We start from the raw sequence: 23,464 nt of genomic DNA on the forward strand, positions 1-23,464 counted from the left end.
CCGAGCGCGTGGCCGGGACTCTTGAGGCCCTCTGCGGGCAATAAAAAACCCGGCTTTTTGGGCCGGGTTCTTTCTCGTCATTCAACTTCGCGCAATCTAGCTCGCTTCTCTTGCAGCGTAAGCTCTCCGAATCGACGCGGGTTTCCACACATCCAGCAAGAACAGACCTTGCCATGGTTGGCAAACAGTCCTGCATTGCGTTCATTGGTTGCCCAGCATTCATAAGACCGCTGCTTCAGGTAGAAGCGAGCCTTGATTCGGCGCGTATCGTGTCGGCGTTGTGCTCTGGACATAATTCCTCCTAAGCCAAAGCCGACAAAGCCCCGGCAGATTTCTCTGGCGGGGCTTTCGGGACCACTCCTCAACACGCGCAGGAATGACAGGATGCAAGAATTTTGTTGCACCGTTGCTGAGTTGTCAAGCGGCAGTTGCCATCAAAACGCCTTCTTCTTCCAGAATCTTGCTGGAGGCAGCCAGAGCCTCGACCACCATCTCATCGAGCACCTTCTCGATGGCCTTCTTCCAGCGCCAATACGTGGTCCGATTCAGGCCCTGACCATCCCAGGTGTTGATGTCGTAGAACTCGGCCGGCAGCACAATCATGTCCGTGGAGCGCTTCACGTACTGCTCGCGGCGCGCTTGACCAGCGTCCTCTGGCATCTCACCGCCCTCCAGGTGCTTGACCACGCCTGCATGCAGCGAGTCGAACTCGGCACGCTCGCGGGCCGCCCGGCTAGCCACCTCATGCCCCGACTGCGCCTGCACGCCCTTCACCGGCGGGATGGCCCAGGCAGTGACCGCCTTGTACCGGAACAGGTTCGGCGCCTGGGTGGCGATCATCGGCACCAGCTTCCCGATGGCCTCGACCTTCTTGGCCTTGTGGGTGGAGAACCTTGCCGTCAGTGCATTCCAGTGCCGCGGGATCAGCTTGCTGTGTAGACGGGCGTGCACCCAACAATCCACCAGCATCGCCGCATCCTTCCCGGTGATCTCGCCCTTCAGCTTCGAAGCCTGAACCTTCGGCTCGAAGTCGCCACCGCCAACGCCGCTCATGGTCTCCGCCGCAAGGGCGCGAACCACTGCCGCCAACACGCTCTCGTACTTCATGGTTTACCCCCTGCCCGCTTGGCCTTGCTCAAAATGAATTCTTCGTAACTGCGCTTGCGGCGCACCGCGCCCGCCCATGACAGCGATACGCCGACCACCACCATGAGGATGGCCAAAATCAGGAATCCCCATGCTGGTGTCATGCTGCAGCCCTCCTCAGGTCTTTGAGCTTCTGCCTGTACAGGGCCTTGATGGCCTGCAGGTCTTCGACGGTCAGGCGCTGGGGCTTATGAGGCCCTTCGAGGAACTCCACGGCTTCGGCGCCGATGCGCTTCACCAACCGGATGCGATACTCGATCGCGTTACCCGACAGGTTCCGGTTGCACTTCACGCACTGGCGGTGGACGTTGAGCGGCTCGAACCGCAGTTCCGGGCAGGCACCCACCGACCGGTAATGCCCGGCGTCCCAGCGGCTGCCGGTGATGAGGTCGTGATCGCTTGGCAGCGAGTCGCAGCTGATACACGGCAGGCCGGCGTCGCGCTCGCGGATGTAGGCATTGAACGCGGTCTGGGCCTCGGCCATGTGCTCGCGGCGGGTCTTCAGCTTCTCTCGGCGCTCCTGCAGGTCCTGACGGGCCTGCTTGGTGATTGCCTTGGCCGCAACCTTCTGCAGCTTCGGATCTTTGGCCATGGCCTTGGCACAGGCGATGCTGCACACCTTCTGCGTGGTCATTGTCGGCTTGAAGAGCTTGCCGCAACCTGGCGCCTTGCACTTCTTGGGCTTCACTTCCTTGGCAAGCTGACTCATGCCGACCTCCAGATCTGCGACCGTGTCTTCTTGCCGTTTTTCTTCGCTTCGCGCTTGACCTTGCGCAGCTCGTCCTGAACTTGCTGAAGAGTCATTTCACCCGACTGAAGCTTGGCGACCAGCTCCTGTCTCAGCTCAGTGCTGTCGGCCACAATCCCTTGCTCCTCGGCGATCTGAAGCGCCACTCGCTTGTCGATACGACGGTCATACCAGTCACGCCTTCTCATGCGGCAGCCTCCCCAAGCAAATCAGCGAAGTGCACGCCGCGGGCGGAGAACTCCTCGACGATCCGGTCCGTGTACTGGCAGCCCTGGGCCCGGTCGAACAACCGCGTGACCGGGAACCCATCTGGCCCAAACATCGCGCACGGCCCCATGAGGCGCAGCTTCACGTCGTAATCCAGGTGGATGAACGACTCAGCCCAGCCGGTGCGGAACTCGGCGCAGCCGGCGCGCATGATCCGCACGCCCAGGTGCAGCTTGCAGTAGCGGCGCACGTCCTCGATGTCACCCATCTCGGTGCTCTTGGCGATGCGCTCGTACATGGCGAACCACAGGGCGTTCTGGTCCAGGGGGCGGTCCTTGCCTGGGCGCATGCTGACCACGACGAACTTCTTGTCGCGGAACATCCGGGTGATCGTGGTGATCGCCTCCGACAGCTTGGCCTGGCTGTTGACGCTGATCTTCTCGGTCATGGTGTTACCTTTGGCAGGACCTGGCGGCGGCCATCCGAGTCAATTGGGCTGACAACGCCGTCAGCAACCAGCCGATCCATAAGCCGGCACGCAGACCCATAGGCGATCTTGAAATGCCGCTGAAGGGCGGAGATCGAGGCGCGCCCCGATTCGCGGACGAACACCTCAGCACGCAGCGCCTGCCCACGCTCCTCGTCATCGATACGCTGCATTAGCGCAGAGGCTTCCGGACTGATTGAGTAGACCTGTAAAGCCTCGCGGGATGCCTGCCAGGCCTTCCAGCAGTGCTCGACCGTGAAGCCCTGGTATTCGCCGGTAGTGAAACGGGCCAGCGATTGCTCAGGCCATTCCCGAAGGACCCACGCCTCGAACTGCTCGCGCATCTTGTTGGTGTCCATCAGTGCTTCTCCTCGAGTTTTTTCAGCACCCAGGCAACTGGGATTGCAGCGAGTAACACCACCGGCGTGATGTAGATGCCGAAGCGAACAGGCTTTGGCAGGTCCAGCGATATCGCGAACTCGCACCACAGGTAGGCCATCACCGATCCGGCGATCACGGCCGACGGCAAAAGCACGATCATCAGCACGGCTTTGAGGTAGGTACGCATCACACCCCCTCCCCGGCCGGGTGCCCGGCGCGCTTGATGTTCAACTTGGCCAGCAGGTGTGCACGGCACGCGGCGGCGCTTGATGGGATCTGCTGCAGGTCCAGCAACCGGGCCTGCCTTTGGCTTGCGTACTCGTCGGCCAGCTCGATCAAGCTCTTCTGGCTGTCGTGGCCGATGCCGGTGGCGATGTCGCCCAGTGGCTCGCCGGCGACCAGCATGCGGATGGTGATGTCGTAGGCGCGGGCGAATACCTTCTCGGCGCGCTCGACCTCCATCGACCCCAGGTTCTGCGCCTCGCACTGCAGGGCCGCGTGGCGCACCGCTGCGTGCGTCCATTGGCGTGTACCCGCCCTGCTGGGGTGGAAGTTCTCCAGCGCCTCTGCCAAGGCCCGCGCAAGCGGCGGAATGCCCATCTCTTCCGGCGTCGGCTGGCACAGCTTGATGAACTTGCCGCTGCTCGGGGCGAAGTCGGTACCCAGCACCCGGCATTTCTGGATGCCGAAGCGGATCTGCTCCAGGGTGTTGATGCCCGCAGCCACGAAGGACTTGATCCAACTGCGCTTGGCAGCCTTCAGCGCTTCATCGTCCGGCCAGGCCTGCTTCCACGCTGGGAAGATGGCCTGCAGCTCCTTGAACAGGGCGTTGACCACTTCGGTGGTGTCCGGGTCGAGTTGCTTGGCCGGGGCATGCACCTCGGCAGGCAGGTTGCCGGCCTTGGCCATGATCTGCGTGACGCTGCGCAGTTTCGGTTGAGCGCTCATAGGTCACCCAAGTCGTCAGCCCAGGACGTGTCGCTGAAATCCGGGCCGTTGGCCTGACGACGCGGTGGGAACTGGTGGACGTTTCCAGCAGGAGGCAACTCGTCATCCCAGCGTTTGCCGTTCAGCCAGGTAGCCGGGTGCGGGATGAACTGGCCACCGTCCTTGGTCCAGTCGGTGGACACGCTCCAGGCTGCCAGCGACGTAGCCATACGGTCGAAAAGGTTGGTGTCAACCTTAAGCTTCGCCCAAGCCTTCTCAGCGTTGGCCTTGCCCACTTTGCGCGGGAACAACTTCCAGAAACGAGAGAACAGGTCAGTGTCATGGCCAGATGACGAAGTCTTTTGATCTTGTTCTTTATCTTCTCTTCTCTTCTCTTCTCTGGTCCGCGTTTTGTCCGCATCACTTGCGGACGAATTGCGGACAGAATTCGCCTTACGCGACTCGCGCTTACGTTCGCTGTCATTAGCTCGGCGCTTGGCACTGGCGCCGTTGTGCTCGTCAAAGCGAGGCATGACAAGGCTTCCGTCCTCATCGATGCCGGCCCACTCAACGTCGATCATGGCCTGCGTGAAACCTGGCCAGCCGATCACCGCATCCATGGCATCAGGGGTGTAGCCATGCAGGACGCCGTCAGCAGAATGGGTGTCGAAGATGCTCCAAGCGACATGCAGTCCGCCAATTACCCGCAGCCTGTCCGCACGCAATGCGGACACCATGCGGAAAACTTTCGGATGGGTCTGAAGATCTACGCGCATTTTTATCCAGTCTCCGGCCATTACTTACGCCCTACGCCGACGAGGCCGGCGAGCTCAAGGAAGCGATCCACGTACCAATGCGGCTGCGTTTCACGAGGGGATTGAGGGCTGGTCAGGTTCTTGCCGTAGCGCAGCCCCTTCTCGGTGATCGCCCAGAAGGTGACCACCTCCTGCTTCGAGTTCTTGCGTTGCATCACCTTGATCAGCCCGGCTTGCTGCAGCGCCTTGTTGAACGACGCGGGCGACATGCGGATACCGTTGTCTTTGAGCAAGGCAGTCAGCGCTTTGGTCGGCAACGAACTTCCGCCAGCTGCGTCAGTCGGCGCATCCACCGCATAGCTGGGCAGAAACTTCGGGTCGAGCCCGTTGCTCTCGGCGATCTTGGCGAGCATCTGCACTTGGCAGGACGCAGCGGGCTTCAGCAGGCGCGTGAAGCACTCCATGATTGCGATCTCGCCAATCACCTTGGTGCCGTTGGCCATCACAGCCTGGCGTGATTCGGCCTGACCTTCCAGCTCACGCCAGCGGCGGATTACCTTCATGCGCAGGCCGGCGCTGTAGCCGGTCAGGAGACAGTCGGTGTGCTCACGGTCGAGCAAATACTCGACCTGCTCGCGATTCTGCCCGTCCAAGTAGATGTGCTCAAAACTGAGTACATCTGCTTTCAGTTCGGCCAGCATGGCCACAATGTCGCGCTTCACGTTGGCGTGACGCTTGCCAGTCAAGCTGGCGATCTCGCGCGACGACATCGTGCGCGCCACGAAATCGTGGTTCGCATTTTGTGGCGCGGGCCGGTTGAGGGCCTGTACACTTTGGGTCTGCATATGCATAATTCCCTTCAGAGTTTTGTGTTGCAGAGAGCCGGGCCGCTATCCCGGCTTTTTTGTGCCCGCAATTCGGGCTTATCAGGGCCTGTTCAGGCCTTGCGCTGGAACGGAAGAACCGTTCCCCTCGCGTTTCGAGGTTTCGTTCGGCTGGCCAGCTCTCGATCAATCAGCTCGGCTGCTAGCGCTTCCGGGGTAATCCCCCGCTTTCGCGCCTCTCGCTCAAGCAACTCCATCGATCCCTGGTCCAGACCGAATTGTTCGGTCGGCATAGGGCCTCCTCGCGGCCTTCAGGCTGCGGTTTGATCGCCGGTATTCTCCGAAGCCAGCGCAGCCAACTGCGCCTCCAGCAGTTCGCGGCACAGCACGGCACGCTGAGTGCGGTGATACGCGGCCAATGCCTGGATCAGGTTGAATGTGTCCTCATCGACCCGGACCTTGATCTCACGGTCATGCAGGTGCTTGGGGTTGGCGTACATGCGGGGATAGCTCCTTGCAGTTGGAAATGGTTAAGCGGCGGATTTCTTGAGCGAGTTGGCCGGGTCGTCCTCGCGTTTCGCGATCAGCGCCCCGCTTGACTCTTTCTCCAAAACGCATTGCATTGGGTAGGAGAACCCGCCTGTCGTACGGCACTGAGAAACGCGGCTGCCGGTAACGCCCAGGGCGTCTCCGATTGCGCGGCCGGTGCCGAAATATTTCAGGGCTTCGTCGTAGGTCATGGGTGTTTCTCCGATGTCTGTCACCGAGTTTAGAGTTCTAAACTGAACAAGGCAAGTTATCTAAACAATGAAGTGTTTAGAATCCTTAATATGGAATTCAAAGACCGCGTCGTAGCGCGCATGAAGGAGCTAAATCTCAGCTCCACCGACCTCGTCAAACTGACTGGCGTGTCCAAGGGAACCGTGAGCTTCTGGATCAACGGAACGAACGGCGCCAAGGGCAAGAACCTGCTCGCCCTGGCGAAAGCACTTGAATGCTCAGCCGAATGGCTGTCGGACGGCACCGGCCAGGCTACTGATCAGTTCTCATCTGCCGGTGCTGCGTCGACTACTGCAGAGTTGGTTGCGCAGATGCTGGCCTCCAAGGCCGGGAAGAACCTCTCCGAAAAAGCGCGCGAGGTGATGATGGCCGCCGCGGCTGAGGCTGACAGTCCGGACCATGGGCAGGAGTATCTGCCTTCCGCCTACTCGAGCCTGAAGCCCACCCAGGAAGAGATCCTGATCCCCCAGTACGACGTTCGGGCAGCCATGGGCCACGGTCAGGTGCCGGCCGACTACAACGAGGCGGTACGCAACCTGGTGGTACGCGAGGAGATCCTGCGCGAAAAAGGCGTCACCTATACCGCCCCCTCGGCACTGGCGATGATCACCGGCTGGGGCCAGAGCATGGAAGGCACGATCAACGACAAGGACCTGGTCATTGTCGATCGCGGGATCAGCGAGTTCATTGGCGAAGGGATCTACGTCATCACCTGGCACCAGGAGCTGTACATCAAGCGCCTGATGCGCCTCGATGAGGACCACTTCCGCCTGATCTCGGACAACAAGCACTACGAGAACCAGACCGCGCGGATCGATGACGTTACGGTGCACGCTAAGGTGCTGCTGATCTGGAACGCAAAGAAGGCGTAGCCATGCCCCTAACCAAGCCCAACCAGCAGTTGCGCCGGGACCTGAAGGATGCTGCCTTCGCCTTGGAGAGCGCCGCACTGGAGTTCTTCCACAAGGCCCAAGGTGGTGAGGAAGCCCAGTTCCTGGAGGCGATGAAGCGTGTCGGCGTGCTGCATGAGCTAGCCGATCGGTTGGTGGGGTATGGGGACGAGGTGAAGGCGGGAAGGATTGAGCGAGCTTAGGTAAGGTGGTCACGCGCCGCGAACAACGCAGAAGCCAGGAAAACAAAGACAAGGATTTCACATGCAGGTTGACGCATTCATTGAGCACGACTTCACGCTGCCGTTTGAGATTAGGTACGAAGGCCGTGATGCCGAGCACCACCTGATCGACATGGCGGCTCTCGCTGAATCCCTAGACGGGTTCAGTAGAATTTACGCGGTTGTTGGTCATTTCGTTTCCACTGGCCAATACGCAAAGCAGATGCAGGCCCTGAACGTCAGGGCCTATGCTCAAGAGTCGGAAGCAAAGTGCTTCAATGTCAGCGCGATACTTGATTTCGCTTCATCGGCAGGACTGTTTCAAGGGGTGATGGGAGCAGCGCTTACAGCTATAGTGGCTTACGTGATCCATCGGAGCAGCGGAAACAAGGAAGAGATGAAGCACCTCAAAGACCTGCTTGAGCAGCAGCTAGGTTTCAGCAAGCAAGTCACCGAGCGCATGATGGATACCATTGATCGCTTGGCTGATGGCCTCCGGCCGTCTGTCAAAAAGGCCGTGTCACCAGTAGGTGATACCTGCTCCCGAATCGACCTCTACATGGGCGGTGAGAAACACCAAACTATGGATCAGAGCCTAAAGGATTCTCTTGAGTGCGACGGCGAGAGCCAAGTTCTTCCGGAAAAAATATACGTTGTTGTAATCAGTGAGATGGACCGGATCAAGCGAACTTGCAAAGTTCACCTGGTCGGACACGATACCGAGGAGTCTACCGATGAAGATGGCTCCCCTCGTAGGATTAACGCTGACATTACCGATCCTGCGGCGCTGATCGAGCCAAATGTCTACATGGAGGCGTGGTTCAAATCCTCCAAACTGAACGTGAAGGCTAAGGCGCTTCTCAGAAATGGTCTTATCTCGAAAATGTATATTTCCGACACGGCTTGACGATGTCTCACAAGCTCTGCCTAGCCCGCTCCGGCGGGCTTTTTCATGCCTTCACGCTTTTTTCACGCCCTACCCTGCACAGTGAAGGCTCATCCGATTCCCTACGTTAGCCCGCATAGCAGTGCGGGCTTTTCTTTGCCTGCGCGCTGAAGGAACCCGAATGAAGGCAGCCATATCGTTTCTCGTCCTGAGTGTTCTCCTCGGATACGCCGCTCTAGTTCCTGCGGCGGTCATACCCAAACCATACGGCCTATGGATTTCGATCCCCCTCCTCTTTGCTAGCACCTTTGCCGCTATTGGCCTAACCATGAGAATCGACGAAGGACGGCTGCGCCGCCTGGCTGATGTCGCCGCCGCACTGAACGATGGGAAAGACCTTTTCTTGTCATGGGCGATCTACATGGGGTCGATTACCATCGTTGGTGCAGTCATCGCTCTACTAGCTTGCGCGTGATGATTGAGTGATGGCTCAGGGCCAGAGTGGTAGGATGGCGGCTTAGTTCACAGGGAGGTCGTCATGCTTCGCAAAATCCACCGTTTCCTTCTAGTTGCCGTAGTCGTAGCCCTCGCCGGCTGCGCAGGAACACCATTTACCTTTGGCCAGGCCAGCCAGGTCAAAGTCGGAATGACCGAAGACCAGCTCTACGAGATCATGGGTAACCCCTACATGGTGGTATCCAAGGAAGACGGCCAGTCCTGGGTCTACAGTCATGCAACAGCCTTCAGCGGCGCTAAATCCATTTCTTTCGTGACCAAGGATGGGGTAGTCACTCAAGTCCCGTACATCCCGAAGGACTTCATCGCAAAGCCAAGCCCTGATGAATGACGCCTTATCTCGAAAGCCCGCATACAGCGGGCTTTTTGTTGCGCGCTAGAACGGCGCCGGCTCCTCGATCGCCACGAACTCATCCTGGTTCTGCGCCTGCGGGTCATCATCCGAGAATGCCTCCCAGCGCAGCGTGACCGAGGCATCCTCCTCGTTGAACTCCATTTCTATCCCGTCAGTTTCCTTGAGAACCCCCATCACCTCTTCCCACTCCCGGTCACCGTCGGCGTCCAGGCGGTGAATCACGACCCATCGCTGTTGCTGCGCGATCGGGTGGTTAATCATCGATGACACCCGAAGACCCAGGCGCTCCACGCCCGACATAACCGCTCTCTCCTGCTGCTTCTGGGGCTTTGCCATCTGACACTCCAATAACTGTATATCCATACAGTGTCCACACAAGATTAGCCGATCTCCTACAGAGCCGGAAGTCTTGACATTGCACGGCCTGTAGGAATTCCCGTTCGTCTCGCCTGTTTAGATTTCTAAAATATTTCTTGACGCGATCCGTTTAGCTTTCTAAATTCACCTCAAGCAGTCACTCACTAGGGACTGCATAGGCCCTCACCGGCCACGCTCTTTCACATTGATGGGAACCTCGCGGATCGATCCCGGCAACGGTACAGCGCGAGCAATAAATTCGATCCCCATGCCAGCTCTGGAACTGGTGAACAGACCGCATTGCCTCTACCGGCGACCGGCGATCAGACAGCCCCGAAAGGCTGCCCACGACAGGGAGAACCCTGTACGGCTGACGAAGGTGAAACGCCTAAACCGAGAGAACGACCCGGGCATGCAATGCGCCCCGCCACCCCGGCGGTAATGGGACAGAACGATTTACTGATGCCGGTTCACCGAGCCGGCATTGGAAATCAACTGGAGTGACACGACATGAACCGCAAGCAATTCCGCAAAGCCCGCGTCGCCGTGAAGCACGACCGCATCAACAACACCTGCAACTGCCTCGTTCCGGGTTACGAAAAGGCGCTGATCCTTGAGCTGATGCACCGCCCACGCTCCTGGTGATTTCACTCGCAGCCATTCCTATGAGTGGCTGCTGGGAAATCAACCCGAGGGCATTCACGTGAACAAAGAAGAAATCTACGACGACCAAATCAGCCCGCTGATGCAAAGCATCATCGGCATCTGCCGTGAGCACGGCATTGCAATGATCGCCAGCTTCAACATCGCCCACGACGGTGAAGGCCCAAACGGCGAAGACTGCTCACGCCTTACCTGCACCTCCCATCTGCCTGATGGTGAAGGCGCTTTCGATGAGCGCTTCAGTATGGCACCCGCACGCTGACGGCAGTTATTTGATTGCCTGACAGCCGGAAGGACGGCCCGATGCCCTGCTCCCCATCGCAGGATGCATCGGAGTGCGATCTGAGTACCGTCACCCAGCGCGAGAGCAATGGACGGCAAACGTCATACAGATCGCACCCCGATGCAGAGTAGCGCCCAGCTCAGGGCGCGGTTACCGAAGCACCTGTGGACGTCCCTTCCCTCGCACTGGGGGTAAACGAATTGCGCCGCTGGATGGGTCCACGCCAAGCCAGCTGCCGGGGTGGCGCCCGGCCTCTGCATCCCCTTCCCTTCACTTCGACCGCATCGACAGGTGCCGGGCTTGGCTTTTCACGCCCAGCTTGGTCCCTGGTGCCCGGCACCTGATCAATGCGGTTGGCCACCGAGGATCACCAAATGGACTACATGGCAGCTCAAATGGATCGCCAGATCGAAGGCGCCCACCACCGATACGACGACGCTCTTAAGGAGGGCGAACAGCCGGCCTTCCCTGTAGCTGCAAGCGAATACGGCGGCCACGGTACCTGTTTCGGCTTGACTATTCGCGATTACTTCGCGGCCAAAGCGCTGCAGGGGCTCATATCAACCGCAGGCGCTCCCTGCCTGCTGGGCGTGGGTGGTTGCGAGAACGAAACCGCCAGCACGGCCTACAAGCTGGCTGACGCCATGCTCGCCGCCCGGGTGAAGCCATGAGCGAATTAGGCTATTGCGAGAGCGATACCTGTGGCCGTGACGGCTGCGACGGCGTCATCGAATCCCACAAGGTAGTGAACTGCAGCTGCCACATATCCCCTCCTTGTGGCGCCTGCACCGCGCCACGCGGCTACTGCGAGGCTTGTGGCTGGGAAGAGTCGGAAGATCCAGCTCCTGATCCGGAGCCGATGGGTCAGAAGGAAAAGGACTTCTGGAAAGCCCAGGCCGAAGAGTGGGAGCGAGCCAGGAATGCGCCGCTGGATAACACAAAGGTCAGCTGGCGCCATGCCCCGCACACCAACGCCTCAATGATCAAGGAAGGCGTGTACCCAGAACACATGAGTCGTGAAGAAGTTGAGCGCGAGGTTCGCGGCACCTTCGGCGGCCGCTTCGAGCGATTCGGCAACGGCCGCTTCAAGTACATCGCATACACCGACTGAACCCACCACCTGGAGGCGACCATGGGCGCACTTCGAGCAGCACAATGGCGTTATGACCATGCTGAGCCGGACGACGACTCGGCCCATCAGGAAGCGGCTCAGACCTGGATCGAGAGCAAGGCCGAAGAGTTGGTCGGCGGCTGCGACGTGCTGATCCCGCAGCGATTCGGTGGGCCGGTGGGCGTCCGCCAAGACCAGTTCGTGGCCAAGGTGGCCGAGCACCTTCGCGCCCTGCAAGAGGCTGAGAAGGACGACCTCAACGCCTTGGCTCTCCTCCTCCTCCAGGCACAGGCCGGTGGCCCAGTGAAAAGCATGGTCGAGGATGTTGTAGGCCAGAGCGATCACTGCCGCGGCAAGCTGTACGAGATCGCTGAGTCGATGCTCGACCAGTATGCCGAGCAGGGTCTGCGGTACGAGGCAGACGAGGCGCGGCTATGAAAAGCCCTCACGTCCTGATCGACGAAGAGCTTGAGGCCATGGCTCACCCGGAGACGCCACTGTCCTGGCAGGCCATGGTCCTCAAGCTCCTCACTGAAATGCTGGCCGACCAGCGCATCACCATCGAAGAGTTCAACCACTACTGCGGGCGCCTCAACAAGATCGTTGATGGGCGCAAGGAGGTTGCATGAGCACGGCACCGGTTAAATCCCTGATTGACGAGCAGCTTGAGCAGATCGAACGCAGCCTGGCCATCATTGGTGCAGGCGTGCCACGTGAATGGCCAGTTCAAAGCCTTAGGCCTGAGGTGGTCGCGGCCATCAAGGCGGGACAGATCGCAGTGAGGCCAGCGTCATGACCATGATCTGCGGAAACTGCAACCGTATCGGTATCCATTGGGTTGGCCCCTACGGAAATCTGACAGGCACTAAATACCCTCACTGCGGCGGCCAGAACTGCCAGCGTGAAGAGCGTTCCGAAGACGCCTGTTCGGAGTGTGGGGATATCAACTGCAATGGCGAGTGTTCCGGGGACGACATGATGGGGTGCTCTGGATGACCAGTTCCCAGCGGGCCCGCCGCATCGCCACTTGGCGCGGCTCCTTCTCCATGCTCTTCGCCTGCACCTTCTTCATGCTTGCCAGCGCCCTAGCCGGCAGCATCACTTCCTGAATCACACGCACCCGAGCCCGGCGGGCCCTTAGGGGATAACCGGACCTACCCGGAGCGTAAGCGGCGAGAGCGCGCAACCATCCACCGCAGCCAGGGCCTGGAGCGTACCTCCGTGCCTGGGTGACCTGGCATTTCCCTATCCCAACTGACGGCGCCGGCCTGGCGCGAGGTTTTCTAATGTCCGCAGAACAGAAACTGATCAAGATCGAAGAGATCAGCGAAGCGAACGCCCCGGCCATCTACGTGGCCGGCGGCCTGCAGCAATTCATCGACCTGGTGAAGGGTGAGGTACTGGGCGAAGTGCCTGACCTGAAAACCCGCAAGGGGCGCGAGCGCATCGCCAGCCTGGCCGCCAAGGTCAGCAAGTCGAAGACCGCGGTCGAGAAGCCGGGCCGCGACTACCTGCGCCGGCTCAAGGAAATGCCGAAGGTGGTCGAGGCCGAGCTGCGCGAGTTCGTGACCAAAATGGACGCGCTACGGGACGAGACGCGCCGGCCGCTCACCGAGTGGGAAGCTGCCGAGGATGCTCGGATCGACCGCCACAACGACGCAATCAACCGTATGAAGGACCTGGCCACCGAGCTGGGCACCTTGGATGCCGAGCAGCTGCAGGCGCGCCTCGGCGAGCTATCCGCGTTCCAGTTGGGCGAAGCGTGGGAGGAATTCGAGGCTGAGGCAGCTCGGACCAAAGAGGCTTCGCTGAATGCAGTGCAGGCCGCCTTGGTCGCCCGCCAGAAGTACGACGCCGAACAGGCCGAACTGGCCCGCCTGCGCCGCAAGGCAGACGAGCGCGCCGAGCAAGACCGAATCCGCGCAGCACAGGAAGCCGCAGTCGAGGCTGAGCGCCAGCGTGTGGCCCAGGAGCAGCAAGCAGCACGCGAAGCCGCCGCCCGACGCGAGCAGGAGCTGCTTGACCAGGCTGCCGCACAAGAGCGCGAAGCCGAGAACCAGCGCCTGCAACTCAAGCTGCAAGCCGAACAAGCCGAGCGCGCCCGGATTCAGGCCGAGGCCGACCGCGTTGCGGCCGAGCAGCGGATGGAGCAGGAGCGCCAGGACGCTGCCCGCCGGCAAGAGGAGGCAGCCGAGCAGGCGCGCCAGGAAGAACGTCGCCGCGCCGATGCAGCAGCAGCCGAAATCCTCAGGCAGCAAGAGGTCCGCGAGCGCGACCAAGCCCACAAGGCAAAGGTCATGGGCGAGGCCAAAACCGCGTTGATGTCACTGAACATCACCGAGGAACTGGCCAGGGCCATCGTTCTCAAGATCGCCCGCCGCGAAGTCCCGAACATCACCATCAACTTCTGAGGTCGCCATGAGCCAAGTAGCCAGGGTCGAAACCCAATCCCAGCCGCCGGCCATCGCTGCCGAGTCGGTAACCATTCTGCAGATCATCCAGCAAGTCGCAATGTCGCCCAATGCAGACATCGACAAGATGGAGCGATTGATGGCGATGCACCGCCAGCACCAAGCGCAACAAGCGCAGCAAGCGTTCGATGCCGCGCTAGCCGCCATGCAGGAAGAGCTTCCGGTTATCCGTGAGCGCGGCGCAATCAAGGACAAGTACAAGAACGTCCAATCTACCTACGCCCTGTGGGAGGACATCAACGAAGAGTTGAAGCCCATCCTGGCGAAGCACGGCTTTGCACTCACCTTCCGAATTCCACGCACCGACAAAGGCATCGAGGTTGAGGGCGTGCTTAGTCATCGAGACGGCCACAGGGAAATCACATCAATCCTCCTGCCAGCCGATGCTACCGGCAGCAAGAATGCCGTCCAGGCCGTTGCCAGTTCTGTCAGCTACGGAAAGCGCTACACGGCCGGCGCTCTTCTGAACTTCACCACTACTGGCGAAGACGATGACGGCCAAGGAGCCGTACCGATGCAAGCGCCTGGCGAGCCGGTCATCACACCGCGCCAAGCCGCCCAGCTCGATGGGCTGCTGAAAAAATGCAGCCAGGTCCTTGTCGACAACTTCACCGCCAAGTACGGCTGCGCTGCCAACGTCTACAAATCCGAGTTCGACGTTGTGCTCGCTCGCCTCACCAAGTCGGCCAGCCGGCCGCAGGAGTAAACCATGCAGATCATCTCAGATGTCGAACAAGGAACTCAGGCCTGGCTAGACCTGCGCCTGGGCATCATCACCTGCAGCGAACTGGACTGCCTTCTCGTGAACGGCAAGGGTGAAGCCGGCTTCGGAGTCGGCGCTTTCACCTACATGAACACGCTGATCGGCGAACGCATCACCGGCGAAGCGGCCGATCCATTCAGCGGCAACCGGCATACAGAGCGCGGCCATGAGCTGGAAGGCGTTGCTCGCAACCTCTACCGCGACAGCGAAGAGGTCGAAACGACCGAGGTCGGGATCATCCTCAATCACGGTATCGGCTTCTCGCCAGACGCCCTGGTAGGCGACAAGGGCCTCACCGAGATCAAGACCAAGCTGCCGAAGCTACAGGTCGACGTGATTCTGGGCGGCGAGATCCCGAAAGAGCACATCGCCCAGTGCCAGGGCGGCCTGTGGGTATCGGAGCGCGAGTGGATCGATTTCATCTGCTACTGGCCGGGCATGCCACTGTTCGTGAAGCGCGCCTACCGGGACGAGGCGATGATCCGCAAGCTGTCCGAGCGCGTGAAGACCTTCTACGAAATCCTCGACGAGCGCATGAATCGCGTGCTCGGAATCGCTGCATGAGGTGACCATGAACCAATCAATCGACCTGGAGGCCGCAAAAGCGGCCTTCTTCGCGTCTGGCGGGCAGATCATTGTGCTTGAGGGGTTCCAGTACGTGCCCTTCCGGCAGCGCCATCACCCTGAGCCGACGCCAAAGCGGGTCACCCCAGTCAAGCAGGAGCGCGGAGGCGAGCGTAAAAGCCGCGCCAAGGCACGCACAGCTCAGGTAGAAGAGCTCGCCAAGACCATGACCTGTGGCGAGGTTGCAAAGCTCCTGGGCGAAACCAAGACCGCTCTCTGGGGCGTAGCGGCGCGGGGAGGATTCAGGTTCTTCAGCCCGCCGAAGCCGGCCACACCGGCGAAGGCAAAAGCCGAACCGAGCCAGGAGGATCGTGATCTCGCTGACAAGATCATTGCCCTGCGTGATACCGGCAAGTCCCGGTGGGGCGTGACTTTGGAGCTGGGCATCGGTAACTGCAGGTTCGCGCGCATCATTGCCGAGTTCGACATTGACTTCCCGCTCCAGCGGAATCGGGGGTAGGCCATGATCGCCACCTTGTCTCAGCCTGTGCCAGCCGTGAAGTACGCGGCGGCCATGGCCAGGTCCACTGGTCAGCCTTGGGGCGTATACCGAGGAAACAAGCGTCTACTGGTGGTTATGCCATCTGGCTCGACGAAGAAAACGCCCATTGAGGTGTGCCACCCATGAGACGCATCCAGAAGCTCACGCAGCAGCGTCGCCGCCAGCTGCACATACACATGCCGCCCAGCGGAATCATGGAGGTGCCGTATGGCGATGTCACCCAAGGAGCGCGACGAGAAACGACGCGCCAAAGCCGCCCGGCTGCAGGAAGAAGACCTGCGTTTGAAGGTTCGACCAGGGACTAAACAGGCCCTGCTGGAACTGATGGAATGGGCCGGGATCGAGGAACAGGGCGAGGCAATGACGCTGATGATTCATCACATCGAAGCGCTCGGGCATCACGCACTGTTCAGGATCGCGCGCCACAAAATCGAAGCTCACAGATCTGTGGCGCGGACCGAGCCGCTGAGGCTGTCGGCCAGGAAGCGAACGGGCCAGCACCTGCGGGCCATCTGCGGCTGGGCTGACGCCACCTACAGCCAGATGATTGAGGCCCTGATTCACGGCATCCACGCTCTGGGCCGGCTGCACGCGGCGAAGTTTCTCACCCCGCCGCGCCATGAGATCAGCATATCGCCACGCCTGGCGCTGGCCTTCGACCGGAAGAGCATGCTGATGATTCAGCAAGATCCGGGTGATGAGGTGATCAATCCTGGAGTGGCTGCCACTCCGGGTGGTTTTCCTGGATGACGGCAACAGCCTCGTCGTAGTAGCTCTGGCTCTTCGCCTCTTCCAGGGGGAGTTCTTTTTCGCCTTCGATGACTTTAAGCCCAGACATGTTGCTCCATTCGTGAACCCAGAATGCCTTACCAGTGGCCTTGTCGTACTTGGCGTAATACCAGGACTCATTTCGACCGCCGATGCCATGCTCTCCAATTGGGTACTTCTGCATCTTCAGCTCCTTGATCCGGCCCCATGCCGGTAACCCGTAATACCCCATTCCAAACCAAATTGCCACCATGCCGCCACCAGCATGGAGGGCGGCGCATGCATGGAGAAAGCCGTGAGTAAGAAGCCCAAAGCCAACCTTGGGTCTAGCAAGGTGCTGACCTAAATGATCGGAACTAAGAGCCCATAGAAGAAGTACGTACGCAGCCTAAAATTCCAGAGCGCCGAAGAGATAGGTTCTCGCATCATGCCTTCGCGGTCTCGGACTGACACTAAACCTTCTAAGAGTGCCGCCGATACCGGTTTCATGAAGCGTCGGAGACTATCGGCGGCAATTTAGAGGCCACTACATCATTTTGCAAATCCCGGGATTTTGTTCATTTCCATTCTCACAGGCTCAGGCACTTGCTGAAAGTCCAACTTTTCTGGAAAGTTTATATTAGTGCGGTTTTTATAAATCAATATATTTTTGTTCGATTCAAAAAATGGCGTCCCGCCTGGACAGAAAGGTCCATGACATTTTGGTTCTGGTGGCTTCGGAGGGTCTTTGGGGGGGCACTCTATATCCCCACATTTTCCCTTAGGTGGCTTGGGTGACGGGCTAGGGTCTGGAGTAGGTGTAGGGCCCTTCCCTGTAATCAACCATTCGTACTTGGGTGACAACTTGAAAGACTGTCCTTCACCCACCTTCACGTCCCCCAAGTAAACAGCCGTCTGACCATCAGGATTCTCTATCACATAGGTCCCGATCGGATTGGGCTGTGTTTCTGCGACTGCAGATTGCAACGCCAGCCCACAGAAGAAAACCGAGAGGATTATTCCAAAAAATTTATTTGAGCTCACCAATTCACACCTCCGGCAGTTTGTTCCACGGGCGATGTATTTAAAGCTAGCAAATAGACATTAATTCGCCAGCGCCTTCCCCTCTCAAACGATGAACGCCTCCCCGGCGAGGAACGCCAATGAACATCTATCTCCACACATTCACCGCGGTCTGCCCAAGCGATGCCGAGGTGATCGTCTACAGCTTGGAGATCCGCAGCCTGCAGATGATCCGGGTGGAGCGCATCAAGACCGCTACTGCGCTGATCAAGCAAGGCTGGCACGAGCAGATCGCCGACAATCTGGCTGAGCGCTTCGGTGGCGACCAGGTGATCAAGGCGGTGCACCAGGGCGTCGAGATCGAAACGGTGAGGCTTAGCGGATGATCCACTACCACGGCACGCCTATCGGCGGCTCACGGCAAGACGCGGCCCGGCTGCTGGCCGGCCGGCACGCCTTGGTACCATTCCCGAGGCAGGACGACATGGGCATCGTCGCCGAGGCCTGCCAGTCCTTCGTCTTCGACAACGGCGCATTCACCGTGTGGAAGAAAGGCGGTCAGGTCGACGTGGAAGGCTATACCCGCTGGGTGGATGACTGGCACCGGCACCCCGGCTTCGACTGGGCATTGATCCCTGATGTTATCGATGGGGACGAAGACGCCAACGATAGGCTGCTCGAGCAATGGCCTGGCCAGCTGCCCGGGGTGCCGGTCTGGCATATGCATGAGTCGATAGAGCGCCTGCAGCGCTTGGCCAAGGCCTGGCGCATGGTTGCCCTAGGCAGTTCCGGACAATGGCGCTCACCGGGCACAGCCGCGTGGTGGAAGCGCATGGGCGCCGCAATGGACGCCATTTGCGATGACCAAGGCCGGCCACTCTGTCGCCTGCACGGGCTGCGAATGCTTGATCCAGCAATCTTCCAAGGTCTGCCGCTGGCATCGGCTGACAGCACGAACGCCGCGGTGAACGGCGGCAGCATCAGCCGGTTCGGCATTTACACCCCGCCATCGGCTGGGCAGCGCGCCAGCGTGATCGCAGACCGAATCGAGGCTCACAATAGCGCGCCGATCTGGCAGCGAAATCCTCAGGCGGAAATGGCGCTATAAGCCAACGCCTCGCGGGACTTGGTCATTCCCGCAGAGCGTCGTTAAGCACTCAACGGATATCCATCGTGGTCTTTGCAACTACCACGTCTGAATCGTCGAACCAGACAACGCACCACTTCGTTTGGTCCATGAAGTAGAAGCTCTTTTGTCTTTCGGGCCTACCCATGAGTCCGCGCTTCCCCCAACCTCCAAGCGCTTCTTCGCCAACGATTTCCGTAACCTCATCAAGAGTCATACCGACCTTGATCATGCTGTCACTCAAGTTGTAACGCACCAGCTTCTCCTTAATCCGGCTCCATGCCGCGCCACACGAATAACCCAATTCAACGAATCACGCCACCCCGGCGAGGACCGCCCATGTCTGCATTTCAGAAAAAGAACCCGCTCGACTTCAAAACCCAGTACGGCCTCGGCTTCGATCCGCAAGACGATGAAATCGTGGTGGACTTCTTCTGCGGTGGCGGCGGCGCCGGTACCGGGCTGGAGATGGGCCTGGGCCGGCCGGTGACAGTGGCAAAGAACCACAGCCCGGCGGCCATCAGCATGCACACCGCCAACCACCCTGCAGCGCGCCACTTCACCACCGACGTTTTCGAGGGTGACCCGGATGAGGAATGCCAGGGCCGACCAGTTGGCTGGTTCCACATGAGCCCAGACTGCACCCACCACAGCCAGGCCGCCGGCGGCCAGCCGCGAAAGCGCGAGATCCGCAACCTGTCTTGGATTGGACTGAAGTGGGCCGGCAAGAAGCGGCCGCGGGTCATCAGCCTGGAGAACGTGAAGCAGATCCTGCAGTGGGGTCCGCTGATCGCCAAGCGCGACAAGGCTACCGGGCGGGTGATGAAGCTGGACGGGACCGTGGCTGCCATCGGCGAGCGCGTGCCGGTGCAGCAGCAGTTCCTGGTGCCAGACCCGAAGCGCCGCGGCATCACCTGGCGCCGCTTCGTGCACCTGCTCGAAGGCATGGGCTACCAGGTGGAGTGGCGGATCATCAAGGCATGCGACTTCGGCGCGCCCACCAGCCGCGAGCGCCTGTTCATGATCGCCCGGTGCGATGGACAGCCAATCGTGTGGCCGGAGCCTACACACGCCAAGAGCCCAGCCAAGGGCCAGCAGAAATGGCGCACCGCCGCCGACTGCATTGACTGGACCGTGCAGAGCAAGAGCATCTTCGACCGGAAGAAGCCGCTGGCCGACGCAACGTTGCGCCGGGTCGCCAAGGGCATGAAGAAGTTCGTGCTGGACAACCCGCAGCCCTTCATCGTGCCGATTGCGAACCGGTCGGGCGAATTGGCCCAGTCGGCGCATGAGCCACTTCGCACGGTGACCTCCTGGCCGCGCGGTGGATCCTTCGCCATGGCAAGCCCGGTGATTCTTCCAGCAACACACCAGGGCGCCGACCGAGTGAACAACCCGGGCGATCCACTACCAACAGTTACTGCGGCCAACCGTGGCGAGCTGATGATGGCCAGCCCCGTGATGGTCGGGGCCGGCGGCCCGATGTATGCCGGTAAGCCAGTAGCAGCTGATCAGCCCATGGGAACGCTGATGACACAAAGCCACCGGGCGCTGGCATCGGCGCATCTGGTCAAATTCAGGTTCAACAGTGAAGGAGCAGCCATCACCGATCCGGTGCCGACCATCACGAGCGGCGGCAACTACAAGAGGCCTGCGGGTGCGGCCCATGCCATGGGCGTGTGCACAGCCTTCATCGAGCAGGCCAACGGCGGATTCAACACCACGCCAGCGAAGGGCGCGGACGAGCCGCTGACCACGGTCACCAACACCGGCAGCCAGCAGCGTCTCGTGACAGCCAGCCTGGCCACGCTCCGGCGCAACTGCGTAGGCCGTCCCGTAGATGACCTTGTGCCGACAATGACCGCCGGCGCCGAGCATCACGCCTTGGTCGAGTACAAGCTATCGCCGGAGCACGAAGAAGGCGCCCTACGCGTCGCCGCATTCCTCATCAGCTACTACGGCACAGAGAACATAAGCGCCTGTGACGCCCCAGCGCCGACGGTTACCACCAAGGACCGCCTGGGGCTGGTCACCGTCTTCGTGAAGGGCACCCCGTACGTCATCGTCGACATCTGCCTGCGCATGCTGCAGCCGCACGAGCTCTACCGCGCCCAAGGCTTCCCGGCCAGCTACATCATCGACAAGGGCGCCGACGGCAAGCCCTTCACCAAGACCGAGCAGGTGCACATGTGTGGGAACAGTGTCAGTCCGCCGGCTATGGCCGCGCTGGCCAAGGCAAACGACCCATGGAACAGCGCTAAACAGGCCTTACGCGCTGCTTAGCGATAACATACAAAAGAGAAATAAAAACCTTAGGATATATTTACAATGAGCTTAGGAGGCGCTATAAATCTCACCGCAGAGCGCCATGGGGGTCGCTCTGCATCGGGGGATAGGACATGCCAAAAGCAGCCAGCGCAATCGCAGCAGACATTCAGACAACCCTGCAACAGAGCGGTAAAGATGTGATCACCATGCCTTGGGATCGCTTCTATGCCGTAGCGGACCGGGATCGCATCAAGGAAGCCTTTCAGCAATCGCTGGCTAGCGAACTGAAGAAGCGCTCGCTGTTGATCAATTACGGCAACGCGGTTGTTTTGGTCGGCAAGGACTACAACTTCGCGCCGGGCAACTGAAAACCTGTAGGCCGCAATGGCAAGCAGCAAGCGGGCTCACCCCCTGAGGTAAGCCCGCTTTTTTATTTACCTCTTTTTTCCCTGCATCGCACAAAACTAGCGAGGTATCCCCATGCCCACAGAAAACCGATCCAGCTACACCGAGATGGTCAGCGAACCACTGCCGTGCCCCTTTTGCGGCCAGCAGGACTTCCTCATCGAGCGCCTAGACAGCGATGCCTCAGTGGTTATCTGCCAAGGCCTGACCGGACCGCATGAGGCGTGTCTGGCCCGTGGCCCAGTGGGCGTGGCGCAGAATGAAGGTGAGGAGCAGCCAGGCCGCGACAAGGCGGTCGAGTTGTGGAATGCGAGAGCCGAGCAGCACCAGGGAGAGCCAGTGGCATGGATGGACCCGCGCTCACCTCATATGCACGCCACGATCTCGAATGAGGTCAAACAGCACAACCTGAAGTTCGGCGGGGCGCCAGCCTCGGCGGTCAATGGCTACACCATCCCGCTCTACACCCACGCCGATCCTGGCGAGGCTGAGCGGCTACGCGAAGGTATCACCAAGCACTGGAAAGTAGTCTGTGACCAGCGCGCTGAGCTCGACACCCTGCGCGAGCAGCTTCGGCTGATGACTGGAGACTACCGAACAGCCATCGTGAACGGCCATGAGCGCATTACATTCCTCGGTGGCGACTGCGACAGCGTCGAGAAGATGCTGGCGGACAATCCGAACTACGCAAATGCTCAGACCATGCTCAAGCGTCAGTCCTAGCCCCACCCCGCTGTAACCCCTCTCCCCTCTATTCACTGCCGCGATATGGCGGCCAAGGATTCCCCATGTCTGAATCACGCCTGCTGACCGGCGAGACCTGGTCTGTCGACGACGAAACGTTCCGCTGTGAGAGCCTGGGCGATTTGCTCGATGACCACGAAGAACTCGTGGCCGGCTCCACCGTCTACCGCGGCAACGCTGTGCGCCCAGACCCTGCGGCCTACATCGACACCAAGCACATCATCGAGATGATCGGAGAGCGTGCCTGGGATGACTGCGGTGAGGCCGCGGAGGACTGGCCGGCCGTGCCATCGCTGGCCGAGCACGAGCTGCAAACCCTGCTCAAGGCCTGGGCGGCCAAGCACCTGAGCCCTACCCCGTTCTACCGCGTGGAAAACGTCGTGGAGTACACAATAACCGAAGCGGACATTGAGGGCCGTCGCGCATGACCCGCCTCGCCCTCTGCCTCCTGCTGCTGGCCACCGGCGTCAGCGCAGACCCACGCGAAACACGAGGCATGCCCTACGTGTTCCAGGTGTTTCACGACGACCAGCGTGCAGTGACGTGCTGGTCCTACTCGGGCGGCCTGAGCTGCATCCCCGACAGCCAGCTGCAGGCCGGCAACCAGCGCCAGCTCTCCCCGCACGAAACACAACCCGAACCTACACCCGCACTGGCGCCTGGGCGCTGGATTGATGAGAGGTATCAGCTGTGAGCAAGATCGACTGGAGCAAGGCGCCTGAGTGGGCAGACGGTCACGGCCTGGTCGCCCACCACGGCATAACCGAGGTGTGGATCAACATGGACCAGTACGCCGTGGTCGGCGCCGAGGATCGCGCTTATCCCTACGGCGGCGGCACCGGCGATCACCGGCATAACTTCACGCAGGGCCAGATCCAGTACATCACGCCTCGCCCAGAGCGCTGGAGCGGGCACGGCGTTCCGCCAGTTGGATCGGCATGTGAGGCATACGACGCCGAGCGAGACCTGTGGTGGCCTGGGCAGGTGCTGATGCACGGAAATAGCGATCATGTGTTCGTTTCCGGGACGCCGGAATGCTGGGGTACATTGCTATGGGCCTCAACCTTCCGCCCCATCCGGACGCCCGAGCAGATCGCGGCGGAAGAGCGAAAGACAGCAATCACCAAAATGGCAGAGGATGCCCAGCTGGATTTCAGTGCAGGTGAGCTTCTCACTGCCCGCGAGTATGTAGAGTGCGCGATCGCTGCTCTGCACGATGCCGGCTACCGCAAGCAGGTGGCGCCATGATCGCCC

42 protein-coding genes are annotated in these 23,464 nt (G+C 60.3%); 25 read left to right on the forward strand and 17 right to left on the reverse strand.

The window, feature by feature from the left end; genetic code table 11:
* Positions 1-417: 417 nt before the first annotated feature.
* From ACF8RA_RS19800 to ACF8RA_RS19860, 13 genes are all read right to left on the reverse strand, one after another.
* Positions 418-1,107 carry a hypothetical protein gene (locus ACF8RA_RS19800; RefSeq protein ID WP_392519481.1) on the reverse strand — a complete coding sequence of 230 codons (690 nt, stop codon included), beginning with the start codon at positions 1,105-1,107 and terminating at the stop codon, positions 418-420.
* Positions 1,104-1,250: a hypothetical protein gene (locus tag ACF8RA_RS19805; protein ID WP_392519482.1), complete on the reverse strand. Its 147-nt coding sequence runs from the start codon at positions 1,248-1,250 to the stop codon at positions 1,104-1,106. The genes ACF8RA_RS19800 and ACF8RA_RS19805 overlap by 4 nt, the downstream gene beginning before the upstream one ends.
* On the reverse strand, positions 1,247-1,855 hold the full coding sequence (locus ACF8RA_RS19810) for a recombination protein NinG (protein ID WP_392519483.1): 609 nt from the start codon (positions 1,853-1,855) through the stop codon (positions 1,247-1,249). Before ACF8RA_RS19810 ends, ACF8RA_RS19805 begins: the two co-directional genes overlap by 4 nt.
* The gene (locus ACF8RA_RS19815; protein ID WP_392519484.1) at positions 1,852-2,082 is read right to left on the reverse strand and encodes a hypothetical protein; all 231 of its coding nucleotides are present in this window, start codon (positions 2,080-2,082) and stop codon (positions 1,852-1,854) included. Before ACF8RA_RS19815 ends, ACF8RA_RS19810 begins: the two co-directional genes overlap by 4 nt.
* Entirely contained in the window at positions 2,079-2,549 is a 471-nt protein-coding gene (locus tag ACF8RA_RS19820) for a hypothetical protein (RefSeq protein ID WP_392519485.1), read from the reverse strand. Before ACF8RA_RS19820 ends, ACF8RA_RS19815 begins: the two co-directional genes overlap by 4 nt.
* Complete coding sequence (locus ACF8RA_RS19825) at positions 2,546-2,947, reverse strand: DNA translocase FtsK (RefSeq protein WP_265977914.1); 402 nt, start codon at positions 2,945-2,947, stop codon at positions 2,546-2,548. Before ACF8RA_RS19825 ends, ACF8RA_RS19820 begins: the two co-directional genes overlap by 4 nt.
* Positions 2,947-3,156, reverse strand: a complete 210-nt coding sequence (locus ACF8RA_RS19830; protein WP_279839583.1) for a hypothetical protein — start codon at positions 3,154-3,156, stop codon at positions 2,947-2,949. The genes ACF8RA_RS19825 and ACF8RA_RS19830 overlap by 1 nt, the downstream gene beginning before the upstream one ends.
* On the reverse strand, positions 3,156-3,917 hold the full coding sequence (locus ACF8RA_RS19835) for a replication protein P (protein ID WP_392519486.1): 762 nt from the start codon (positions 3,915-3,917) through the stop codon (positions 3,156-3,158). Before ACF8RA_RS19835 ends, ACF8RA_RS19830 begins: the two co-directional genes overlap by 1 nt.
* Positions 3,914-4,693, reverse strand: coding sequence for a Pyocin large subunit-like protein (locus ACF8RA_RS19840; protein ID WP_392519487.1), 780 nt, complete (start codon positions 4,691-4,693; stop codon positions 3,914-3,916). Before ACF8RA_RS19840 ends, ACF8RA_RS19835 begins: the two co-directional genes overlap by 4 nt.
* Positions 4,693-5,496 (reverse strand): Rha family transcriptional regulator, encoded by an 804-nt coding sequence (locus ACF8RA_RS19845; protein ID WP_392519488.1) that lies wholly within the window; start codon positions 5,494-5,496, stop codon positions 4,693-4,695. The genes ACF8RA_RS19840 and ACF8RA_RS19845 overlap by 1 nt, the downstream gene beginning before the upstream one ends.
* 92 nt (positions 5,497-5,588) lie before the next feature.
* Entirely contained in the window at positions 5,589-5,768 is a 180-nt protein-coding gene (locus tag ACF8RA_RS19850) for a hypothetical protein (protein ID WP_084850610.1), read from the reverse strand.
* 18 nt (positions 5,769-5,786) lie between these two features.
* Positions 5,787-5,975 carry a hypothetical protein gene (locus ACF8RA_RS19855; RefSeq protein WP_004573832.1) on the reverse strand — a complete coding sequence of 63 codons (189 nt, stop codon included), beginning with the start codon at positions 5,973-5,975 and terminating at the stop codon, positions 5,787-5,789.
* Between the two features lie 30 nt (positions 5,976-6,005).
* The gene (locus ACF8RA_RS19860) at positions 6,006-6,215 is read right to left on the reverse strand and encodes a hypothetical protein (protein ID WP_084850611.1); all 210 of its coding nucleotides are present in this window, start codon (positions 6,213-6,215) and stop codon (positions 6,006-6,008) included.
* A gap of 90 nt (positions 6,216-6,305) precedes the next feature.
* On the opposite strand from ACF8RA_RS19860, the gene ACF8RA_RS19865 reads away from it, so the two are divergent.
* The 5 genes from ACF8RA_RS19865 to bamE all read left to right on the forward strand — a co-directional run bounded on the left by ACF8RA_RS19865 (position 6,306) and on the right by bamE (position 9,099).
* The gene (locus ACF8RA_RS19865; RefSeq protein WP_392519489.1) at positions 6,306-7,127 is read left to right on the forward strand and encodes a S24 family peptidase; all 822 of its coding nucleotides are present in this window, start codon (positions 6,306-6,308) and stop codon (positions 7,125-7,127) included.
* 2 nt (positions 7,128-7,129) lie between these two features.
* On the forward strand, positions 7,130-7,348 hold the full coding sequence (locus ACF8RA_RS19870) for a hypothetical protein (RefSeq protein WP_392519490.1): 219 nt from the start codon (positions 7,130-7,132) through the stop codon (positions 7,346-7,348).
* A gap of 61 nt (positions 7,349-7,409) precedes the next feature.
* Positions 7,410-8,273, forward strand: coding sequence for a hypothetical protein (locus tag ACF8RA_RS19875; RefSeq protein ID WP_020193005.1), 864 nt, complete (start codon positions 7,410-7,412; stop codon positions 8,271-8,273).
* Positions 8,274-8,433: 160 nt separating this feature from the next.
* Positions 8,434-8,727 (forward strand): hypothetical protein, encoded by a 294-nt coding sequence (locus ACF8RA_RS19880; protein ID WP_392519491.1) that lies wholly within the window; start codon positions 8,434-8,436, stop codon positions 8,725-8,727.
* Positions 8,728-8,790: 63 nt separating this feature from the next.
* The gene (gene bamE, locus ACF8RA_RS19885) at positions 8,791-9,099 is read left to right on the forward strand and encodes an outer membrane protein assembly factor BamE (RefSeq protein ID WP_392519492.1); all 309 of its coding nucleotides are present in this window, start codon (positions 8,791-8,793) and stop codon (positions 9,097-9,099) included.
* 45 nt (positions 9,100-9,144) lie between these two features.
* Here bamE and ACF8RA_RS19890 read toward each other — a convergent pair whose 3' ends face one another.
* On the reverse strand, positions 9,145-9,459 hold the full coding sequence (locus ACF8RA_RS19890) for a DUF1654 domain-containing protein (protein ID WP_392519493.1): 315 nt from the start codon (positions 9,457-9,459) through the stop codon (positions 9,145-9,147).
* A 531-nt stretch (positions 9,460-9,990) separates the two neighbouring features.
* On the opposite strand from ACF8RA_RS19890, the gene ACF8RA_RS19895 reads away from it, so the two are divergent.
* The 12 genes from ACF8RA_RS19895 (at position 9,991) to ACF8RA_RS19950 (ending at position 16,647) form a co-directional block, all read left to right on the forward strand.
* The gene (locus ACF8RA_RS19895; RefSeq protein ID WP_269806903.1) at positions 9,991-10,125 is read left to right on the forward strand and encodes a hypothetical protein; all 135 of its coding nucleotides are present in this window, start codon (positions 9,991-9,993) and stop codon (positions 10,123-10,125) included.
* Between the two features lie 58 nt (positions 10,126-10,183).
* Entirely contained in the window at positions 10,184-10,405 is a 222-nt protein-coding gene (locus ACF8RA_RS19900) for a hypothetical protein (protein ID WP_392519494.1), read from the forward strand.
* Between the two features lie 395 nt (positions 10,406-10,800).
* Positions 10,801-11,097: a hypothetical protein gene (locus tag ACF8RA_RS19905; RefSeq protein ID WP_392519495.1), complete on the forward strand. Its 297-nt coding sequence runs from the start codon at positions 10,801-10,803 to the stop codon at positions 11,095-11,097.
* Positions 11,094-11,537 carry a hypothetical protein gene (locus ACF8RA_RS19910; RefSeq protein ID WP_392519496.1) on the forward strand — a complete coding sequence of 148 codons (444 nt, stop codon included), beginning with the start codon at positions 11,094-11,096 and terminating at the stop codon, positions 11,535-11,537. Before ACF8RA_RS19905 ends, ACF8RA_RS19910 begins: the two co-directional genes overlap by 4 nt.
* 21 nt (positions 11,538-11,558) lie before the next feature.
* A complete protein-coding gene (locus ACF8RA_RS19915; protein WP_392519497.1) occupies positions 11,559-11,975 on the forward strand; it encodes a hypothetical protein in 417 nt (138 codons plus the stop codon).
* Positions 11,972-12,166: a hypothetical protein gene (locus ACF8RA_RS19920; RefSeq protein ID WP_014859727.1), complete on the forward strand. Its 195-nt coding sequence runs from the start codon at positions 11,972-11,974 to the stop codon at positions 12,164-12,166. Before ACF8RA_RS19915 ends, ACF8RA_RS19920 begins: the two co-directional genes overlap by 4 nt.
* Positions 12,163-12,333 carry a hypothetical protein gene (locus ACF8RA_RS19925; RefSeq protein ID WP_392519498.1) on the forward strand — a complete coding sequence of 57 codons (171 nt, stop codon included), beginning with the start codon at positions 12,163-12,165 and terminating at the stop codon, positions 12,331-12,333. Before ACF8RA_RS19920 ends, ACF8RA_RS19925 begins: the two co-directional genes overlap by 4 nt.
* A 490-nt stretch (positions 12,334-12,823) precedes the next feature.
* Positions 12,824-13,948, forward strand: coding sequence for a hypothetical protein (locus ACF8RA_RS19930; protein WP_392519499.1), 1,125 nt, complete (start codon positions 12,824-12,826; stop codon positions 13,946-13,948).
* A 7-nt stretch (positions 13,949-13,955) separates the two neighbouring features.
* Positions 13,956-14,714 (forward strand): ERF family protein, encoded by a 759-nt coding sequence (locus ACF8RA_RS19935; protein WP_392519500.1) that lies wholly within the window; start codon positions 13,956-13,958, stop codon positions 14,712-14,714.
* Between the two features lie 3 nt (positions 14,715-14,717).
* Positions 14,718-15,335, forward strand: coding sequence for a lambda exonuclease family protein (locus tag ACF8RA_RS19940; protein WP_392519501.1), 618 nt, complete (start codon positions 14,718-14,720; stop codon positions 15,333-15,335).
* Between the two features lie 7 nt (positions 15,336-15,342).
* On the forward strand, positions 15,343-15,855 hold the full coding sequence (locus tag ACF8RA_RS19945; RefSeq protein ID WP_392519502.1) for a hypothetical protein: 513 nt from the start codon (positions 15,343-15,345) through the stop codon (positions 15,853-15,855).
* A gap of 249 nt (positions 15,856-16,104) precedes the next feature.
* Positions 16,105-16,647 (forward strand): hypothetical protein, encoded by a 543-nt coding sequence (locus ACF8RA_RS19950; RefSeq protein ID WP_392519503.1) that lies wholly within the window; start codon positions 16,105-16,107, stop codon positions 16,645-16,647.
* On the opposite strand, the gene ACF8RA_RS19955 is transcribed toward ACF8RA_RS19950, so the two are convergent.
* A complete protein-coding gene (locus ACF8RA_RS19955) occupies positions 16,604-16,849 on the reverse strand; it encodes a hypothetical protein (protein WP_392519504.1) in 246 nt (81 codons plus the stop codon). The two genes, ACF8RA_RS19950 and ACF8RA_RS19955, sit on opposite strands and share 44 nt — an antisense overlap.
* 347 nt (positions 16,850-17,196) lie before the next feature.
* Complete coding sequence (locus ACF8RA_RS19960) at positions 17,197-17,688, reverse strand: hypothetical protein (RefSeq protein ID WP_392519505.1); 492 nt, start codon at positions 17,686-17,688, stop codon at positions 17,197-17,199.
* A 119-nt stretch (positions 17,689-17,807) separates the two neighbouring features.
* On the opposite strand from ACF8RA_RS19960, the gene ACF8RA_RS19965 reads away from it, so the two are divergent.
* Complete coding sequence (locus ACF8RA_RS19965) at positions 17,808-18,053, forward strand: hypothetical protein (RefSeq protein WP_392519506.1); 246 nt, start codon at positions 17,808-17,810, stop codon at positions 18,051-18,053.
* The gene (locus ACF8RA_RS19970) at positions 18,050-18,775 is read left to right on the forward strand and encodes a hypothetical protein (RefSeq protein WP_392519507.1); all 726 of its coding nucleotides are present in this window, start codon (positions 18,050-18,052) and stop codon (positions 18,773-18,775) included. Before ACF8RA_RS19965 ends, ACF8RA_RS19970 begins: the two co-directional genes overlap by 4 nt.
* Positions 18,776-18,824: 49 nt before the next feature.
* On the opposite strand, the gene ACF8RA_RS19975 is transcribed toward ACF8RA_RS19970, so the two are convergent.
* Positions 18,825-19,049: a hypothetical protein gene (locus ACF8RA_RS19975; RefSeq protein WP_110160040.1), complete on the reverse strand. Its 225-nt coding sequence runs from the start codon at positions 19,047-19,049 to the stop codon at positions 18,825-18,827.
* 83 nt (positions 19,050-19,132) lie between these two features.
* Between ACF8RA_RS19975 and ACF8RA_RS19980 the strand changes: the two genes are divergently transcribed.
* The 6 genes from ACF8RA_RS19980 to ACF8RA_RS20005 all read left to right on the forward strand — a co-directional run bounded on the left by ACF8RA_RS19980 (position 19,133) and on the right by ACF8RA_RS20005 (position 23,458).
* Positions 19,133-21,076 carry a DNA cytosine methyltransferase gene (locus ACF8RA_RS19980; RefSeq protein WP_392519508.1) on the forward strand — a complete coding sequence of 648 codons (1,944 nt, stop codon included), beginning with the start codon at positions 19,133-19,135 and terminating at the stop codon, positions 21,074-21,076.
* 116 nt (positions 21,077-21,192) lie between these two features.
* Complete coding sequence (locus tag ACF8RA_RS19985) at positions 21,193-21,429, forward strand: hypothetical protein (protein ID WP_135198447.1); 237 nt, start codon at positions 21,193-21,195, stop codon at positions 21,427-21,429.
* Between the two features lie 112 nt (positions 21,430-21,541).
* Positions 21,542-22,189, forward strand: a complete 648-nt coding sequence (locus tag ACF8RA_RS19990) for a Lar family restriction alleviation protein (protein ID WP_392519509.1) — start codon at positions 21,542-21,544, stop codon at positions 22,187-22,189.
* Positions 22,190-22,254: 65 nt separating this feature from the next.
* Positions 22,255-22,638 carry a hypothetical protein gene (locus tag ACF8RA_RS19995; protein ID WP_274101706.1) on the forward strand — a complete coding sequence of 128 codons (384 nt, stop codon included), beginning with the start codon at positions 22,255-22,257 and terminating at the stop codon, positions 22,636-22,638.
* A complete protein-coding gene (locus ACF8RA_RS20000) occupies positions 22,635-22,904 on the forward strand; it encodes a hypothetical protein (RefSeq protein ID WP_392519510.1) in 270 nt (89 codons plus the stop codon). The genes ACF8RA_RS19995 and ACF8RA_RS20000 overlap by 4 nt, the downstream gene beginning before the upstream one ends.
* Positions 22,901-23,458: a hypothetical protein gene (locus tag ACF8RA_RS20005; RefSeq protein WP_392519511.1), complete on the forward strand. Its 558-nt coding sequence runs from the start codon at positions 22,901-22,903 to the stop codon at positions 23,456-23,458. The genes ACF8RA_RS20000 and ACF8RA_RS20005 overlap by 4 nt, the downstream gene beginning before the upstream one ends.
* Positions 23,459-23,464 lie beyond the last annotated feature (6 nt).

Origin of the sequence: Pseudomonas sp. FYR_5 (genome assembly GCF_043106315.1) — a bacterium.
GTDB classification, from domain to species: Bacteria; Pseudomonadota; Gammaproteobacteria; order Pseudomonadales; family Pseudomonadaceae; genus Aquipseudomonas; species Aquipseudomonas putida_Y.

Excerpts from the sequence above, each read along its gene's own strand:
- ACF8RA_RS19800 (WP_392519481.1), bottom strand. The coding sequence starts at position 1,107 with ATGAAGTACGAGAGCGTGTTGGCGGCAGTGGTTCGCGCCCTTGCGGCG.
- ACF8RA_RS19805 (WP_392519482.1), bottom strand. The coding sequence starts at position 1,250 with ATGACACCAGCATGGGGATTCCTGATTTTGGCCATCCTCATGGTGGTG.
- ACF8RA_RS19810 (WP_392519483.1), bottom strand. The coding sequence starts at position 1,855 with ATGAGTCAGCTTGCCAAGGAAGTGAAGCCCAAGAAGTGCAAGGCGCCA.
- ACF8RA_RS19815 (WP_392519484.1), bottom strand. The coding sequence starts at position 2,082 with ATGAGAAGGCGTGACTGGTATGACCGTCGTATCGACAAGCGAGTGGCG.
- ACF8RA_RS19820 (WP_392519485.1), bottom strand. The coding sequence starts at position 2,549 with ATGACCGAGAAGATCAGCGTCAACAGCCAGGCCAAGCTGTCGGAGGCG.
- ACF8RA_RS19825 (WP_265977914.1), bottom strand. The coding sequence starts at position 2,947 with ATGGACACCAACAAGATGCGCGAGCAGTTCGAGGCGTGGGTCCTTCGG.
- ACF8RA_RS19830 (WP_279839583.1), bottom strand. The coding sequence starts at position 3,156 with ATGCGTACCTACCTCAAAGCCGTGCTGATGATCGTGCTTTTGCCGTCG.
- ACF8RA_RS19835 (WP_392519486.1), bottom strand. The coding sequence starts at position 3,917 with ATGAGCGCTCAACCGAAACTGCGCAGCGTCACGCAGATCATGGCCAAG.
- ACF8RA_RS19840 (WP_392519487.1), bottom strand. The coding sequence starts at position 4,693 with ATGGCCGGAGACTGGATAAAAATGCGCGTAGATCTTCAGACCCATCCG.
- ACF8RA_RS19845 (WP_392519488.1), bottom strand. The coding sequence starts at position 5,496 with ATGCAGACCCAAAGTGTACAGGCCCTCAACCGGCCCGCGCCACAAAAT.
- ACF8RA_RS19850 (WP_084850610.1), bottom strand. The coding sequence starts at position 5,768 with ATGCCGACCGAACAATTCGGTCTGGACCAGGGATCGATGGAGTTGCTT.
- ACF8RA_RS19855 (WP_004573832.1), bottom strand. The coding sequence starts at position 5,975 with ATGTACGCCAACCCCAAGCACCTGCATGACCGTGAGATCAAGGTCCGG.
- ACF8RA_RS19860 (WP_084850611.1), bottom strand. The coding sequence starts at position 6,215 with ATGACCTACGACGAAGCCCTGAAATATTTCGGCACCGGCCGCGCAATC.
- ACF8RA_RS19865 (WP_392519489.1), top strand. The coding sequence starts at position 6,306 with ATGGAATTCAAAGACCGCGTCGTAGCGCGCATGAAGGAGCTAAATCTC.
- ACF8RA_RS19870 (WP_392519490.1), top strand. The coding sequence starts at position 7,130 with ATGCCCCTAACCAAGCCCAACCAGCAGTTGCGCCGGGACCTGAAGGAT.
- ACF8RA_RS19875 (WP_020193005.1), top strand. The coding sequence starts at position 7,410 with ATGCAGGTTGACGCATTCATTGAGCACGACTTCACGCTGCCGTTTGAG.
- ACF8RA_RS19880 (WP_392519491.1), top strand. The coding sequence starts at position 8,434 with ATGAAGGCAGCCATATCGTTTCTCGTCCTGAGTGTTCTCCTCGGATAC.
- bamE (WP_392519492.1), top strand. The coding sequence starts at position 8,791 with ATGCTTCGCAAAATCCACCGTTTCCTTCTAGTTGCCGTAGTCGTAGCC.
- ACF8RA_RS19890 (WP_392519493.1), bottom strand. The coding sequence starts at position 9,459 with ATGGCAAAGCCCCAGAAGCAGCAGGAGAGAGCGGTTATGTCGGGCGTG.
- ACF8RA_RS19895 (WP_269806903.1), top strand. The coding sequence starts at position 9,991 with ATGAACCGCAAGCAATTCCGCAAAGCCCGCGTCGCCGTGAAGCACGAC.
- ACF8RA_RS19905 (WP_392519495.1), top strand. The coding sequence starts at position 10,801 with ATGGACTACATGGCAGCTCAAATGGATCGCCAGATCGAAGGCGCCCAC.
- ACF8RA_RS19910 (WP_392519496.1), top strand. The coding sequence starts at position 11,094 with ATGAGCGAATTAGGCTATTGCGAGAGCGATACCTGTGGCCGTGACGGC.
- ACF8RA_RS19915 (WP_392519497.1), top strand. The coding sequence starts at position 11,559 with ATGGGCGCACTTCGAGCAGCACAATGGCGTTATGACCATGCTGAGCCG.
- ACF8RA_RS19920 (WP_014859727.1), top strand. The coding sequence starts at position 11,972 with ATGAAAAGCCCTCACGTCCTGATCGACGAAGAGCTTGAGGCCATGGCT.
- ACF8RA_RS19925 (WP_392519498.1), top strand. The coding sequence starts at position 12,163 with ATGAGCACGGCACCGGTTAAATCCCTGATTGACGAGCAGCTTGAGCAG.
- ACF8RA_RS19930 (WP_392519499.1), top strand. The coding sequence starts at position 12,824 with ATGTCCGCAGAACAGAAACTGATCAAGATCGAAGAGATCAGCGAAGCG.
- ACF8RA_RS19935 (WP_392519500.1), top strand. The coding sequence starts at position 13,956 with ATGAGCCAAGTAGCCAGGGTCGAAACCCAATCCCAGCCGCCGGCCATC.
- ACF8RA_RS19940 (WP_392519501.1), top strand. The coding sequence starts at position 14,718 with ATGCAGATCATCTCAGATGTCGAACAAGGAACTCAGGCCTGGCTAGAC.
- ACF8RA_RS19945 (WP_392519502.1), top strand. The coding sequence starts at position 15,343 with ATGAACCAATCAATCGACCTGGAGGCCGCAAAAGCGGCCTTCTTCGCG.
- ACF8RA_RS19950 (WP_392519503.1), top strand. The coding sequence starts at position 16,105 with ATGGCGATGTCACCCAAGGAGCGCGACGAGAAACGACGCGCCAAAGCC.
- ACF8RA_RS19955 (WP_392519504.1), bottom strand. The coding sequence starts at position 16,849 with ATGCAGAAGTACCCAATTGGAGAGCATGGCATCGGCGGTCGAAATGAG.
- ACF8RA_RS19965 (WP_392519506.1), top strand. The coding sequence starts at position 17,808 with ATGAACATCTATCTCCACACATTCACCGCGGTCTGCCCAAGCGATGCC.
- ACF8RA_RS19970 (WP_392519507.1), top strand. The coding sequence starts at position 18,050 with ATGATCCACTACCACGGCACGCCTATCGGCGGCTCACGGCAAGACGCG.
- ACF8RA_RS19980 (WP_392519508.1), top strand. The coding sequence starts at position 19,133 with ATGTCTGCATTTCAGAAAAAGAACCCGCTCGACTTCAAAACCCAGTAC.
- ACF8RA_RS19985 (WP_135198447.1), top strand. The coding sequence starts at position 21,193 with ATGCCAAAAGCAGCCAGCGCAATCGCAGCAGACATTCAGACAACCCTG.
- ACF8RA_RS19990 (WP_392519509.1), top strand. The coding sequence starts at position 21,542 with ATGCCCACAGAAAACCGATCCAGCTACACCGAGATGGTCAGCGAACCA.
- ACF8RA_RS19995 (WP_274101706.1), top strand. The coding sequence starts at position 22,255 with ATGTCTGAATCACGCCTGCTGACCGGCGAGACCTGGTCTGTCGACGAC.
- ACF8RA_RS20000 (WP_392519510.1), top strand. The coding sequence starts at position 22,635 with ATGACCCGCCTCGCCCTCTGCCTCCTGCTGCTGGCCACCGGCGTCAGC.